Here is a 13,421-nt window from a genome sequence, read left to right as displayed (position 1 = left end):
CATTCCATGAAAGGGAACCCCATTGTCTACCGCTCCTGAACAGCTCGCCCCGACCGAACAGGACTATGTCCCCACCGACCAGTGGCCCGACGTCACCGTGATGCTCGACGGCTTCGGCGAGCCGAGCCTCCCCGCCAGCACACGCCTCGAAGGGGACCCGATCGTGGTCCGGTTCGAGAACGGCTGGACGATCGAGCACACCTTGGCCGACGGGAAGATCACCTGGAAGATCACGCAGGGTGAGGGCGCGGGCCAGACCGGGACCCACCCGTACCGGGCCGTCGAGGTCCGCCCCGGGATCTTCTTCGTCGACTTCGTCAAGGGCGCGGGCGCCCACTCGAGCGACGTGTCCATGGTCATCGACCAGTCGGACGGAAGGGTGACGGTAGCGGACTCCTCCTTCGTGGATCGCGACGGGAAGGTCCGCATGCACACTGAGATCCTCTCCGGCCGTGTTGCGGGGATGGGGGAGATCGAGCCGCGTCAGCGCACGAGCGAGCTCGTCGGCAAGCGGATCTACTACCGCTACAGCCCGACCGAGCACTACGAGCACATCTACCTCAACGCCGGCACGTTCGTCTGGCACTGCGTCAAGGGCGGAGAGGTGGGCCTGGCCGACGCCGACCCGATCCAGGTCTTCGAGCTCGCCGAGGGCATCGTCATCCTGCACTGGTCCGAGACGGTCATGCCGGTCGAGTCGATCGTCGTGATCGATCTGGCCAACAAGCGCTCGATCGGGCGGATGTTCTGCTGGGACGGCCCGACCCTGGACACGGTGCACCTGCCCTTCGACAGCCAGTTCAGGATTCTCGAGGACACGGCCTACCCGGCCGAGTGACCCTCCCCGCGAAAACTTCACAGGAGACCGCAATGACCACCACCACGACGTCGATCCTCGACGCGATCACCGTCCCCGAAGGCCAGGGCCGCGCGATCCCGGACGCCGCCACCCGGGAGACCATCGGGCACGCCCCCGTCCACGGGCTCGACGACCTCGAGGCGGCCATCGCCGCTGTGCGCGCGGCGCAGCCGGCCTGGAACGCCCTGGGCCACGCGGAGCGGTCCCGCATCCTCAACGCAATCGCCGACGACCTCGAGGCGAACCTCGAAGAGCTCGCCAGCATACTCTCCCGGGAGCAGGGCAAGCCGTTGGACGGGCCGAACGCCCGCTTCGAGGTCGGCGCCTGCGCCGTGTGGACGCGCAATGCGGCCAACACGGTCCTCGAGCCCGAAGTCGTCTTCGACGCCGGCGGCGCCCGCTCCGAGGTGCACTACGACCCGCTCGGCGTCGTGGGGGCGATCGGTCCTTGGAACTGGCCGATGATGATCACCGTCTGGCAGATCGCGCCGTCCCTGCGCATGGGAAACACGGTCGTGGCCAAGCCGAGCAGCTTCACCCCGCTGTCCGTGCTCGCCCTGGCCGAGATCTTCAACCGCCACCTGCCCGAGGGAGTCCTGACCGTCGTCTCCGGGGACCGGGAAGTGGGCGCCGCGATCGCCTCCCACCGCGGCCTGGACAAGATCATGTTCACCGGCTCGACCGAGGCGGGGCGCAAGATCGTCGCCTCCTCGGCCCAGAACCTCGCCCGGCTCACCCTCGAGCTCGGCGGGAACGACCCCGGCATCGTCCTGCCCGGCACCGACGCGAAGGCCATCGCGGAGAACCTCTTCTGGGGCTGCTTCATCAACACCGGCCAGACCTGCGCTGCGCTCAAGCGCCTCTACGTGCACGAGTCCGTCTACGACGACGTCGTCGAGGCCCTTGCCGAGCTCGCCAGCGCGATGCCGATGGGTCCCGGCCTTCAGGAGGGCAACGTCCTGGGGCCCCTGCAGAACCAGGCCCAGTTCGACATCGTCAAGGACCTCGTAGACGACGCCCGCACACGCGGCGCCCGCATCGTCGCCGGCGGCGAACCCGCCCCCGACCTCGGGCCCCTCTTCTACCGCGCCACCGTCGTGGCCGACATCGAGGACGGCGCCCGTCTGGTGGACGAGGAGCAGTTCGGCCCCGCCATCCCCGTCATCAAATACACCGACGTCGACGACGCCATCCGCCGCGCCAACGCCTCCGAGCAGGGCCTGGGCGCCTCCGTGTGGTCCGACGACGCGGACGCCGCCGTCGCGGTCGCCAAGCTGCTCCAAGCCGGGACCGTGTGGATCAACCAGCACGGCACCCTCAACCCCCAGGTCCCCTTCGGCGGGACCAAGCAGTCCGGCTACGGCCAGGAGTTCGGCGTCGCCGGTCTCAAGGCCGTCGCCGCCCCCAAGGTCATCACCCGCTGACCCGTTAGGCCCCGCACCGGGCCGCGCGCCGTCGTCGGACGCGGCCCGGTGCCACGGCAGAAGCCCACCAGAACCTCAACACGGAGGAACAGATGCCCTACGCAGGCTCCCAGGTCGACGGGCACGTCGTCGTCACCGGGGGCGGCACCGGCATCGGCGCCGCCATCGCCCACCGCTACGCATCGGAGGGCGCGAACGTCGTCATCCTCGGCCGCCGTCCCGGACCCCTCGAGGCCGTCGCCAAGGACATCGGCGCCGTGGCGCTCGTGGCCGACGCCGGGAACGCCGAGGCAGTCAAAGCCGCACTGGCGGGCATTCTGCGGCGGTTCGGCCGCGTCGACACGCTCGTGTGCAACGCCGGCGGAGCGGGATTCGCGCCCGTGGGGGAGACGAGCGACACCGAGTGGGGCGATTCGCTCCACGCCAACCTCACGACGTCATTCGTCACGGCCGCAGCAGGTCAGGCCCGACTCACGTTGGACATGTACAATCTCGCGGACGTGCAACGACGTCATCGGGGGCGAAGCAGCGTGGACGAAGTGATGAGGCGGTACCTGGCCAGACAGATCTCCGGGATCGAGGCGCCGAGGCAGGAGGGTGAGGCGGAGTTCGCCGCCTCGGCCGGGAGGCTGGCGGACTTCGTGGACGAGCACGGCAGGGCCCCGGACTGGTAGTCCAAGGACCTCGCGGAAGCGCGGATCGGCTCCCGGCCGGGCGTCCTACGCGGCCCAGAACACGGCAAAATCGGAGCCGGCGTCCACATGCTTTTCCTTATCGCCATCGGCTGCTTCATCGTCGGGCTCATGGGCCGTGCGGGATCGAGCTTGGCCAACGAGGCCGAGCGCAAGACTCTCAAGCGAGGAGCCGCAAGCGAGGCTCGGGACGGGAAGCGTGAGCTCGGTGTCCGCGGTGCTTCCGGTCCTGCGCCCGCTGACGTACCTGCGCTGCCTGCACGTCTACCGGCCGCTCGAGTCCCTGTTCGCTGGGAGGGCGGCTTCTCATGACCGGGAGGATCCGCTCACTGATGCTGAGCAGGCAGGAGATCTGCTGTATCGGGCCGAGGAATTGCTTCTGCGGGCCCAGACGATGCTCACCGGGGGCGAGACAGTGCAGGCCACCAGCCCGGACTGCTGACTTCATGGCCAATGAGACGCTGGAGCTGTCTGCGGCAAGGGCGGCTCGGCTAGCGCAAGAGGCTTGCGCCGGTTGGGAGAAGTCCGCCCCGGCCGGAGCCGAGGCGGATTCTGTCCACTTTAGGAGGCCTCCTCAGGAGACCTTCTCCATACTGTGGCCGCAGCAGCATTTGGGGGCCTGGTTGCCCCCGTCTCCCTCTTTCGCCCCTCTGGTGACTTGGATCTCGCATCCGCAGTCCTGATCAGGCATCGATATGTCTCGCCAGTGGGCAGCGCCATTTGTCCTCCTTGGTTGTCGGATTCTGCCGTCCTCGCACAGGATCTCCGCCAAGGCCTGGCTTCTGGGTCCTGCCCTCAGTGGGGCGCGCAACGCCGGAACCGGCCTCTGGTCCAAGGAACGGGCGTCGCCCTCAGAGGCCGAGGATCAGGAGCGTCTCGGGGGCGGGCTCGCCGGCGGCGGCCGAGAAGTCGTCCATGGCAGCGAGAATTGCGGCCCGCTCTGTCTTGCCGAGGCCCTGGAGGATTTCCCCGATCGCCTGCCGGCGCCTTTCGGTGGCCTCCTCGACAATGGCGGCGCCCTTGGGCTGGAGTGCGATGAGGACTTCTCTCCGGCTGTCCGGGCTCGGCTGCCGGGCCACAAGGCCTGCGTCCTCCATCCGGTCGAGGAAGCGGCTGAAGGTCGAGGGGACGCTGCCGAGCTTCGCAGCGAGGATGCCGATCGGGGCGGGTCCAGTGCTGGCCAGGACCACCAGGACCCGGAACTGGGGGAGCGTCACGGACTCGAGCGCCTCGGCGACCGAGCGGGCGACGACCCCCAGCAGCGCGCGGGAGGCCCGCAGGACCGACTCGACCTCGTCGTATGCGCCGCTGCCCTGCGCCTGATGGCCCTCAGGTGTCATGGAGGCCCCCTTCCCTGCTATGGTCTTCTACAAACCTGTGCATCCTGCAACTATTGCCATTCTACAGCCTAGGAGGCCTTCCAAGTGCCGTCTGCCGCCGTCCGCGGTTCCAGGATCCGAGCCCTTGGCCGCGGGGTAGGGGAGAGACTCGGGGTCGGGTCGCTGCCCCTGGTGCTCCTTGCGGTGATCGTGGGCCTGGGTGCCGGCCTCGCCGCTGTCGCCTTCCGCTGGCTCATCGTCGGGGCGACCCAGCTCTTCTCGGGCGCCGCGGACTACGCCGGGACCGTGGGGCATCCGGCGAACCATTGGGTGCCCTGGCTCGGGCCTGCGTTCGTGGTCCTCGCGCCCGCGGTCGGCGGCCTGGTCTACGGCCCGCTCGTCCACTTCTTCGCCCGCGAGGCCAGGGGCCACGGCGTGCCAGAGGTGATGTACGCCGTCGCCCGCAGGGGAGGGCGGATCAAGGGGCGCGTTGCGGTCGTCAAAGCCCTGGCCTCCGCGCTCACGATCGGGTCCGGCGGGTCGGTCGGCCGCGAGGGCCCGATCGTCCAGATCGGGTCCGCGCTCGGCTCGCGCCTGGGAACCCTCGCGGGTTCGTCGGAGGCCCAGCTGCGCACCTTGGTCGCGTGCGGGGCCGCAGGCGGGATCGCGGCCACGTTCAACGCCCCGATCGCAGGGGTGTTCTTCGCCCTCGAGCTGATCCTGCGGGACTTCGCCGCCCGCTCGTTCGCCGCCGTGATGCTCTCCTCGATCGCGGCGTCCGTGGTGGGAAGGGCGCTGCTGGGCAACTATCCGTTCCTGCACCTTCCTGCGTTCACTGCCTCCAACCCTGCCGAGATGCTGCTGTTCGCGCTGCTGGGCCTCGTGGCGGGCGGGATCGGCGTCCTCTTCTCCAAGATCCTCTACGCCATCGAGGACGTCTGCGACTGGCTCTGGCGCGGCCCAGAGTGGGTCAGGCCCGCCGTAGGCGGCCTGCTGCTGGGGTGCCTGCTGCTGGCCCTGCCCCAGATGTACGGGGTCGGCTACCCGGTGCTGGAGAACAGCGTCCTCGGACACTATGCGCTCGGCTTCCTTCTGGTCCTGGCGGCGGCGAAGATCCTCGCCACGAGCCTGACCATCGGAATCGGCGGCTCCGGAGGCGTCTTCGCGCCATCGCTGTTCGTCGGGGCGACGGCCGGCGCGGCCTTCGGCCAGGCCGTCGCGCTGGTCTTCCCGTCGCTGGGCGGGGACGCCGGCGCCTTCGCCTTGGTGGGCATGGGGGCGGTCTTCGCGGGCTCGACCAGGGCGGCGATCACCGCGGGGCTCATCATCTTCGAACTCAGCGGCGAGTACTCGCTGATCCTGCCACTCCTGCTCGCGGTCCTGGTCGCCACGGCCGTGTCCGCCCTTGCCAGCCGCGACACGATCTACACCCGCAAGCTCCTCCGGCGCGGCGTGGACATCTCGGCACCGGTAAGGGGCCGGGACGCCCTCGGGCTCCACACTGTCGGAGAGGCGATGGGCCACGCCCCCGAACCGGTCCTCGACTCGATTTCGGCGAAGGAGGCCGGACGGCAGCTCATGGGCACGGACGCGCGGGCCCTTCCGGTCGTGGATTCGGCAGGGAGGGTGGTCGGTGTGATCACCCCGGCTGTCCTGGCCGCGGGGCTGGAGGAGGAGGAGGACGGCGCCGATCGCCTCACCGTGGGGGCGCTCGCCCAGGCCGCCGCAGCCCTCGAACGGGACGAGAGGCTGGATTCCGCGGCCGAGGCCGTCCTCGCCGCGGGCGAGACGGACGGCCTTCCGGTTGTCGACGGGGACGGGAGCCTGTGCGGGTGGCTGAGCACCGAGCACGTCCTGCAGCGCATCATCGCAGCGGCGGAAGGATCTCGGCAGGCACACGGATCCAAGAGCCCCCGATGACCGCCGTCCGACCTGAAGGAGGATCTCCCGCGATGGCTTCCACGACACCTGCAATGGTTCACCGACCGGCTCCTTCCGCGGGCCGCCTCTGGTGGAGCGCGGCCATTCCCCTGGCGATCGCGCCCGCGACCGCACTGATCCTTGGTCCAACCCCTTACCGGGAGCTCAGCCGCGACTTCCCCGGAATGGCTACAGCCGTGGCGAGCACCGTTCTGCATGTCGTCGCGTGGGCGGCCTCGACGCTGTGCGTCGGGGGCCTGTTCCAGGCCGCGTTCCTCCGCGGCCGTCCGGGCGGGCTGCGCGCGCCCCGCGCCGACCCCATGGACTCGAGGCTCGTGACGGCGTCGTCCGGTGCGTGGCTCGCGGCCTCGCTTGCGCTCATCGCGGTCGACGGCGCCGACTCGAACGGCTACTCTGTCGCCCACGTCCTCGACCCCGGCGCGTTCACGTACCTCATCCAGGCGTCCTATCTCCCAGGGGCGTGGATTGTGACGAGCATGTGCGCCCTCGCAGTCCTCGTCGGCTTCCGGCTCGCGCGGCACTGGGCCGCAGGGCTCGCGCTGCTCGCGGTCGCCTTCGCGGGCGTCCTCGGGCCCGTGCTCGTGACCCAGGTCCTCGTGGGCCCGAACCACGACTTCGGCAGCGACGCGGCTGTCTACGCGGTCCCGGCCGAGACGGTGTTCGTCGGTGTCACGGCCGTCCTGACCTACCGGCTCCTGGCGCGCAAGGCGATCTGGGCCCAGACCATCCAGCGCTACCGCCGCGTCGCCGGGGTCTGCTGGGGCGCCATGGTGCTCTTCGGCGGCGTGGAGGCCTGGTTCTTCCTCGACGGGTCTGGCCCCTTCTCGAGCGAGACGGGATGGCTCCTCACGGGTTGGTTCGCCCTTCTGGCAGTGCTCGGCGGGCTGCTCCTGCGCCTGCGCGGGCTGCCCGGGACGGATGTGCGCGAAGCGCGGGCGAGGATGCGGCGCACGGGAGTTGTCGCCGTCGTCCTCATGGCAGCCATGGGTGGGCTCGAAGCCGCGATGTCCCGAGTCCCGCCCCCGAACTACTTCGCACCGACCTCGATCATGCAGCTGTTCTTCGGCTACGACGTGACCGCGACCCCCACGCTCGCGGTGCTCGCGTTCGACTGGCGCCTGAACACGTTCTTCTTCGTCGTGTCCCTCGTCGGCTCGGGCCTGTACCTCTTCGCCGTCGCCCGGCTGCGGCGCCGCGGGGACCATTGGCCCCTCGGCCGGACCATCGGGTGGCTCCTCGGGTGGCTCTCCGTGGTACTGACGACCTCCTCCGGGCTTGGCAAGTACGCCGACGCGTCGTTCAGCCTCCACATGATCCTGCACATGAGCCTGAACATGCTCTGCCCGGTGCTGCTGGTCCTCGGCGGCCCGTTCACGCTCGCGCTGCGCGCCACGACCGCGGCGCCGCCGGACCGGGCCCCCGGGCCGCACGAGTGGGTCAAGGCCGTCCTGCACTGGCCGCTGCTCCAGCACCTGAACAACCCGCTGTGGGTGTTCGTCGAGTTCATCGGCTCGTACTACGTCTTGTACTTCACGCCGATCTTCGAGCAGGCCATGCGCTACCACTGGGCGCATCAGCTGTTCAACGTGCACCTCCTGATCGTCGGCTACCTCTTCTACAGCCTCGTCATCGGCGTCGACAAGCCGCCGCGGCCGCTCCCCCACCTCGGCAAGCTGGGCCTCGTGCTGGCCGCCATGCCCTTCCACGCGTTCTTCGGCGTCATCGTCATGACCAGCACGAGCGTGATCGCGCAGGAGTTCTACCAGTGGCTCACCCGTCCATGGTGGCCCGACCTGCACTCCGACCAGTACACGGGCGGCGGCATCGCGTGGGCGGCGGGCGAGCTGCCGCTGCTCGTCGTCGTCCTCGCGCTCCTGACACAGTGGGCGCGGCAGGACCGCCGCGAGACGAAGCGCCTCGACCGCCACCTCGACGCGGGCCTCGACGAGAGCTTCGAGGCGTACAACGAAATGCTCGGGCAGCTCTCCGAGCGCCGCTATCCGACTCCCCTCGAGGAACGCCCATGACCGAAGCGCCAGCCACAGCTGTCCTGACCGACACCCCCGACGAGCCGCTCGAGCTCAACATCTCCGGCATGACCTGTGCGGCCTGCGCAGCCAGGATCGAACGCAAGCTCAACAAGCTCGACGGCGTGCACGCCGTGGTGAACTTCGCCACGGAACGGGCGGTGGTGCACGGCATCGGCCCCGAGCAGGCTCCCGAGGCGATCCGCCTCGTCGAGAAGGCAGGATACGGCGCCGCGGTCCGGGACGCGGACGAGGACGTGTGGTCGATGCGCGCGGCCGAGACCCGGATCGGCTCCCTGCGCCGGCGCCTCGCGGTCGCCACGATCCTCACGATCCCGCTCTGCGACCTGACGATCCTCCTGGCCCTCGTCCCGGGCTGGCGCTTCCCGGACTGGGAGCTCGTGTGCGTGCTCCTGGCGATCCCGATCGTGGCGTGGGCCGCATGGCCGTTCCACAGGGCCACCCTCCGGGGCCTCATGCGAGGCTCCCTCAGCATGGACACCCTGGTCTCGCTCGGGAGCATCGCGTCCTTCGGCTGGGCAGTCGTCACCCTCGTGATCGGCTCGTCGGGCCCGGGCTACTGGCTCGGCTTCGGCGTCACGCCGCAGGGCGCCGACGCGATCTACCTCGACGTCGCCGCCGGGATGATCACGTTCCAGCTCGGCGGACGCTACTTCGAGGCCCGCTCGCGACGCCGTGCCGGCGACGTTCTGAACGCGCTCGCCTCCCTCGCCGTGCGCGAGGTCCGGGTGCTCCGAGACGGCCTCGAACGCGTCGTCCCGGTCGGCGAGCTCCGGGTGGGGGAGACGTTCGTCGTGCGGCCCGGCGAGCGGCTCGCGGCGGACGGAACCGTGATCGACGGCGCCTCCGGGATCGACACGAGCCCCATGACCGGCGAATCCGTCCCGGCAGAGGTGGGCCCGGGCTCGGCGGTCGTCGGGGGAACTGTCAACCTGGCCGGGCGCCTCGAGATCCGCGCCGAGGCCGTGGGCCCCAAGGCCCGCCTCGCGCAGATGGCGGCCCTCGCCGAGGAGGCCCAGCGTCGCAAGGCCCGCATCCAGACCCTCGCGGACCGTGTCTCGCAGTACTTCATCCCCGCCGTCATCGTCGTCGCCGTCCTCGTCATGGCCGCGTGGCTCCTCGCGGGTGCCGCCCCGCGGGGCGCGTTCGGCACCGGCGTCGCCGTGCTCATCATCGCGTGCCCGTGCGCGCTCGGTCTCGCGACTCCGACGGCGCTCATGGTCGGCGTCGGACGCGGGGGGCAGCTCGGCATCCTCATCAAGGGCCAGGACGCCCTCGAGGCCAGCGGCGCGATCGACACGGTCGTCTTCGACAAGACCGGGACCCTCACAACGGGAGCGATGCGCGTCGCGGGCCTGGCGCCGCTGGGCGCGCCCGAGGCCGATCTCCTGCGCTGGGCCGGCGCCGTCGAGGCAGGCTCGGAGCACACGATCGCGAAGGCGATCTCCGAAACGGCCCGTGCCCAGCTCGGCGAGCTTCCGCGCGCCGGCCGCTTCACCACGCTCCCCGGGCTGGGGGCCCGCGCAGAGGTCGACGGCGCCGCGGTCACCGTGGGCGGACCGCGCCTCTTCGCCCAGGAAGGCCTCGCCATGCCCGCCGAGGCGGCGGCCGCCGTCGAGCGCTTCCACGCCCGCGGATCGACGGCGGTCCTCGTCGCTGTGGACGGCGTGGTGCGGGGCGTCATCGCCCTCGCCGACGAGGTCAAGCCCTCCGCAGCGTCCACGGTGGAGCGGCTCCGCGCGCTCGGCCTGCACAGCATCCTCCTCACCGGCGACGCCGAGGCGCCAGCCCGCGCCGCCGCTGCGGCGACCGGCATCGATGAGGTGGTCTCGGGCGTTTTGCCGGCCGAGAAGGCGGAGGCAATAGCCCGCCTGCAGGGGGAGGGGCACCGGGTCGCGATGGTCGGGGACGGGATCAACGACGCCGCAGCCCTCGCCACGGCAGAGCTCGGCCTCGCCATGGTCCGCGGAACGGACATCGCCATGAAGTCTGCGGACATCATCCTGGTCCGCGACGACCTCGGCTCGGTCGTCGACGCCATCCTGCTCTCGCGCCGGACTCTCCGCACGATCCGCCTCAACCTCGTATGGGCGTTCGGCTACAACATCGCCGCGGTCCCGATTGCGGCCTTCGGCCTCCTCAACCCGCTCATCGCCGCCGCGGCGATGGCGCTCTCCTCGGTGCTCGTGGTCTCCAACAGCCTCCGCCTGCGGTCGTTCGAGCCCTCAGGGAGGTCGGCAGCCAGGGGGGAGGGAGAGGGCCCCCAGTGACCGGCAACATCCTCATCCAGGCCATGGTCACCGTCCTCGCGGCCGTCGTCGCTGCCCTCTACCTGCCCGACCTCGGGAAGAGGCACGGCGCGCGGACCCGAGTGAACGCAGGCCTCCACCTCCTGATGGCAGCGGGCATGGCTGCCATGGTGTGGCCGTTCGGACGGCAGGTGCCGCCCGCACTGGGCGCGGCCGTGTTCGTCGCGGCAGCGGCTGTCTACGCCTACCAGATCGTCGTACCGGAGAGACGACGTTCCTCGTCAGGACTCGAAAGCCACCAGCACCGTGGTGCCCTGCTGTGGTACCACTTCGCGATGATGGCCGCCATGGCCTGGATGTACGCCGCCATGGGCCTGTCCATGGCATCGATGCAGGCTCGCCAGCACATAGCGATGGCCATGCCCGCCACGAGCATGCCCGGCATGGGCCAGCCCGTGCCTCGGCTCGGTGACGGACCTGCGGGAACAATGGCCCGGAGCATCTCCGGATGGCCTGCGGCCGCCTCGTGGGCGTGCCTGCTGCTGTCCGTCGTCGCCCTCGTCGTCTTCGCGGGACTGCTGCTCAGGTCCCTGACCCCACGAGTGTCGGGGAAGAGCGGGAGCGAACGACGGCGCACCGCGGCCTCGGTGTGCATGGCAGCGGTCATGCTCCTGGGCTTCGGGCTCCTCGTGCTGCCGTGACCGCCCCGATCGTTTCCGCACCTCCCTGACGGGGAGTGCATGAGGGCTGGCAATATTTGCAAGCGTGACCAGAGGGGCCTGGATTGGAGCCCAGTGCGCTGCTCAGCCGAGGCCTTGGCGGCCGCTCCGGAAGGAGACCCTCATGTTGGACCAGCTGCTGATCAGCCCGGCCCAGGCCCTCAACGTGGTCATCTCGACGGGGGCGATCTACTGGGCCTTCGTCGTCCACTTGTGGCGCTCCCTCTTCAGCCCCGAGCCTCACCCAATGGGTTCGAGGTGGTCAGTCGAAGCGGCTGCCGAGTGAGGCGAGCCGTCGACCGCGGCGCCCACCGACAGAACAGCGCTCGGCCTCTTGTGCGAATGCCCAGTTCACGCCCCGACGATTCTGGCCCTCTGCACATGGGCCAGCCGGGCCAGCGCCGAATAGTTTGTCCTGTCGGTGTTAGGCCGGTCACAGACCCGTGGCCGAGACGGCGCCCCCACGCTTCAAGAGGAGAACCGCATGACCAGCTCCACCGGTCAACCCCAGGGCAGCAGCCGAGGGCTCGAAGTCCGCTCAATCGACTACGTGCCCTTGAAGGAGAGGCACGGAAAGGTCTCGAGCATCGGCCCGCTCTGGTTCATGAGCAACGCCCAGATCGCCACACTGGCCGTCGGCCTCATCAGCATCACCACCGGCGGGAACCTCATCTGGTCGATGATCGCCATCGCCGCCGGAGTGCTTGTCGGCACCCTCTTCATGGCCGCGCACTCATCCCAGGGCCCCCAGCTCGGCCTGCCCCAGATGATCCAGTCCCGGCCCCAGTTCGGGTACGTCGGGGCCCTCCTGGTCTGGCTGTTCGCCTACCTGCAGTACGCCGGGTTCAACATCTTCAACACGGTTCTGGCCGGACAGGCACTGGGTGCATCCGTACACGTCAAGGCGGACAGCCTGTGGTTCTGGGTTGTAACCTTCGTCGCGGTCGCCGTCGCCCTCTTCGGGTACGACCTCATCCACCGTTTCGAGCGCTACCTGACCTACCTGACCGTCGCCATGCTGGCACTGCTCACCATCGCCGTCCTCACCCACCTCGACCTCCCCGCCGGCATGTTCGACCTCGGCGGCTTCGAGCTGGTGCCCTTCCTCGCCCAGCTCGGCGTCGCCGCCGGCTACCAGATCTCCTGGGCGATCTACGTATCCGACTACTCCCGCTACTTGCCCGCGGCAGCTGCGGGCCGGACCTTCCGGTACACGTTCTGGGGCAGCGCCCTCGGCGGGATCTGGGTCATGTTCCTCGGGGCGTTCATCGCCGCCGCCGCGGGCAAGGACTTCGATACCATCCCCTCCATCGGAGCGACTGCCGACAAGCTCTTCCCCGGGTTCGGCTCCGTCGCCCTGGTCATCGCAGCCCTGGGCCTGGTGTCCGTCACGGCCCTGAACATGTATGGCGGGTCGCTGACGCTGATCTCCTCGATCGACAGCCTCCGACGGATCAAACCCACCCTGCGGCTTCGCGTGGTCACCATCGCCGTGACGGCGGCCATCTCGGTGATCCTGGCCAACGTCGCCTCGGAGGACTTCCTCGCGAACTTCAATGACTTCCTGCTGCTGGTCCTGTACTTCTTCATCCCGTGGACCGCGGTGAACCTCACCGACTACTTCATCGTCCGCAAGGGCCACTACGCCATCGCCGAGATCTTCAAGCCGCGCGGGATCTACGGCCGGTGGGGGTGGCCTGGCATCGTCGCCTACCTCGTCGGCTTCGCGGTGATGGTCCCGTTCTTCTCTGCCGGGACGCTGTTCGTCGGCCCGATCGCGCAGGCCATGGACGGCGCGGACATCTCCCTGTTCATCGGCCTGCCGGTTGCAGGGGTCCTCTACTGGGCGCTGACCCGGAACGTGAACGTGGCCGAGGAGACGCGCCTGGGCGAGTCGGAGTCGGATGAGCTCGACCGTGCGGCGCTGGGGCACACCCTGCCCTGATCTGGCCGTGAACCTGGAGGGAGGCGGCACCGGAACCGGGTTCCGCCTCCCTCCTTCGCGCCAGGAAACCTTCAGGTGGCGAGCTCCCCATAGGGACGACGCCCTCGACGTTCGCGCGCCGATTGAGCTCGCCAACAGGGGAGATGCCGAAGGCCCTCGAACCTCTCATACCGCTGTCCCTCTGAGGGGTGATGGCATCGCCTGTCAGGGCTGAGGTTCTGGGGG

Annotated in this window: 11 protein-coding genes; 10 read left to right on the top strand and 1 reads right to left on the bottom strand. The window is 69.7% G+C overall.

Annotated elements, in window-relative coordinates:
- Nucleotides 1-22: 22 nt before the first annotated feature.
- The 4 genes from L0M17_RS16585 to L0M17_RS16570 all read left to right on the top strand — a co-directional run bounded on the left by L0M17_RS16585 (nucleotide 23) and on the right by L0M17_RS16570 (nucleotide 3,417).
- On the top strand, nucleotides 23-838 hold the full coding sequence (locus tag L0M17_RS16585) for a MoaF C-terminal domain-containing protein (RefSeq protein ID WP_241055452.1): 816 nt from the start codon (nucleotides 23-25) through the stop codon (nucleotides 836-838).
- A 32-nt stretch (nucleotides 839-870) separates the two neighbouring features.
- Nucleotides 871-2,283, top strand: a complete 1,413-nt coding sequence (locus L0M17_RS16580) for an aldehyde dehydrogenase family protein (protein WP_241055450.1) — start codon at nucleotides 871-873, stop codon at nucleotides 2,281-2,283.
- 92 nt (nucleotides 2,284-2,375) lie between these two features.
- Nucleotides 2,376-2,957, top strand: a complete 582-nt coding sequence (locus L0M17_RS16575; protein ID WP_241055448.1) for an SDR family NAD(P)-dependent oxidoreductase — start codon at nucleotides 2,376-2,378, stop codon at nucleotides 2,955-2,957.
- A 217-nt stretch (nucleotides 2,958-3,174) separates the two neighbouring features.
- The gene (locus L0M17_RS16570; RefSeq protein ID WP_241055446.1) at nucleotides 3,175-3,417 is read left to right on the top strand and encodes a hypothetical protein; all 243 of its coding nucleotides are present in this window, start codon (nucleotides 3,175-3,177) and stop codon (nucleotides 3,415-3,417) included.
- Nucleotides 3,418-3,826: 409 nt separating this feature from the next.
- On the opposite strand, the gene L0M17_RS16565 is transcribed toward L0M17_RS16570, so the two are convergent.
- On the bottom strand, nucleotides 3,827-4,315 hold the full coding sequence (locus tag L0M17_RS16565) for a MarR family winged helix-turn-helix transcriptional regulator (RefSeq protein WP_241055445.1): 489 nt from the start codon (nucleotides 4,313-4,315) through the stop codon (nucleotides 3,827-3,829).
- An 84-nt stretch (nucleotides 4,316-4,399) separates the two neighbouring features.
- On the opposite strand from L0M17_RS16565, the gene L0M17_RS16560 reads away from it, so the two are divergent.
- The 6 genes from L0M17_RS16560 (at nucleotide 4,400) to L0M17_RS16535 (ending at nucleotide 13,196) form a co-directional block, all read left to right on the top strand.
- The gene (locus L0M17_RS16560; RefSeq protein WP_241055443.1) at nucleotides 4,400-6,214 is read left to right on the top strand and encodes a chloride channel protein; all 1,815 of its coding nucleotides are present in this window, start codon (nucleotides 4,400-4,402) and stop codon (nucleotides 6,212-6,214) included.
- Nucleotides 6,215-6,246: 32 nt separating this feature from the next.
- Nucleotides 6,247-8,262 (top strand): cytochrome c oxidase assembly protein, encoded by a 2,016-nt coding sequence (locus L0M17_RS16555; protein WP_241055441.1) that lies wholly within the window; start codon nucleotides 6,247-6,249, stop codon nucleotides 8,260-8,262.
- The gene (locus tag L0M17_RS16550) at nucleotides 8,259-10,553 is read left to right on the top strand and encodes a heavy metal translocating P-type ATPase (RefSeq protein WP_241055440.1); all 2,295 of its coding nucleotides are present in this window, start codon (nucleotides 8,259-8,261) and stop codon (nucleotides 10,551-10,553) included. Before L0M17_RS16555 ends, L0M17_RS16550 begins: the two co-directional genes overlap by 4 nt.
- Nucleotides 10,550-11,233: a DUF5134 domain-containing protein gene (locus L0M17_RS16545; protein ID WP_241055438.1), complete on the top strand. Its 684-nt coding sequence runs from the start codon at nucleotides 10,550-10,552 to the stop codon at nucleotides 11,231-11,233. Before L0M17_RS16550 ends, L0M17_RS16545 begins: the two co-directional genes overlap by 4 nt.
- A 142-nt stretch (nucleotides 11,234-11,375) precedes the next feature.
- Nucleotides 11,376-11,537, top strand: a complete 162-nt coding sequence (locus tag L0M17_RS16540; protein ID WP_241055436.1) for a hypothetical protein — start codon at nucleotides 11,376-11,378, stop codon at nucleotides 11,535-11,537.
- Nucleotides 11,538-11,735: 198 nt separating this feature from the next.
- On the top strand, nucleotides 11,736-13,196 hold the full coding sequence (locus L0M17_RS16535; RefSeq protein ID WP_241055434.1) for a purine-cytosine permease family protein: 1,461 nt from the start codon (nucleotides 11,736-11,738) through the stop codon (nucleotides 13,194-13,196).
- Nucleotides 13,197-13,421: the final 225 nt, after the last annotated feature.

The sequence above is a fragment of the Sinomonas terrae genome, assembly GCF_022539255.1.
Lineage (GTDB): Bacteria > Actinomycetota > Actinomycetes > Actinomycetales > Micrococcaceae > Sinomonas > Sinomonas terrae.
This window is presented reverse-complemented; position numbering and strand designations above follow the sequence as displayed.

Coding starts and splice junctions, on each gene's coding strand:
- L0M17_RS16580 (WP_241055450.1), top strand. CDS start 871: ATGACCACCACCACGACGTCGATCCTCGACGCGATCACCGTCCCCGAA.
- L0M17_RS16575 (WP_241055448.1), top strand. CDS start 2,376: ATGCCCTACGCAGGCTCCCAGGTCGACGGGCACGTCGTCGTCACCGGG.
- L0M17_RS16565 (WP_241055445.1), bottom strand. CDS start 4,315: ATGACACCTGAGGGCCATCAGGCGCAGGGCAGCGGCGCATACGACGAG.
- L0M17_RS16555 (WP_241055441.1), top strand. CDS start 6,247: ATGGCTTCCACGACACCTGCAATGGTTCACCGACCGGCTCCTTCCGCG.
- L0M17_RS16550 (WP_241055440.1), top strand. CDS start 8,259: ATGACCGAAGCGCCAGCCACAGCTGTCCTGACCGACACCCCCGACGAG.
- L0M17_RS16540 (WP_241055436.1), top strand. CDS start 11,376: ATGTTGGACCAGCTGCTGATCAGCCCGGCCCAGGCCCTCAACGTGGTC.
- L0M17_RS16535 (WP_241055434.1), top strand. CDS start 11,736: ATGACCAGCTCCACCGGTCAACCCCAGGGCAGCAGCCGAGGGCTCGAA.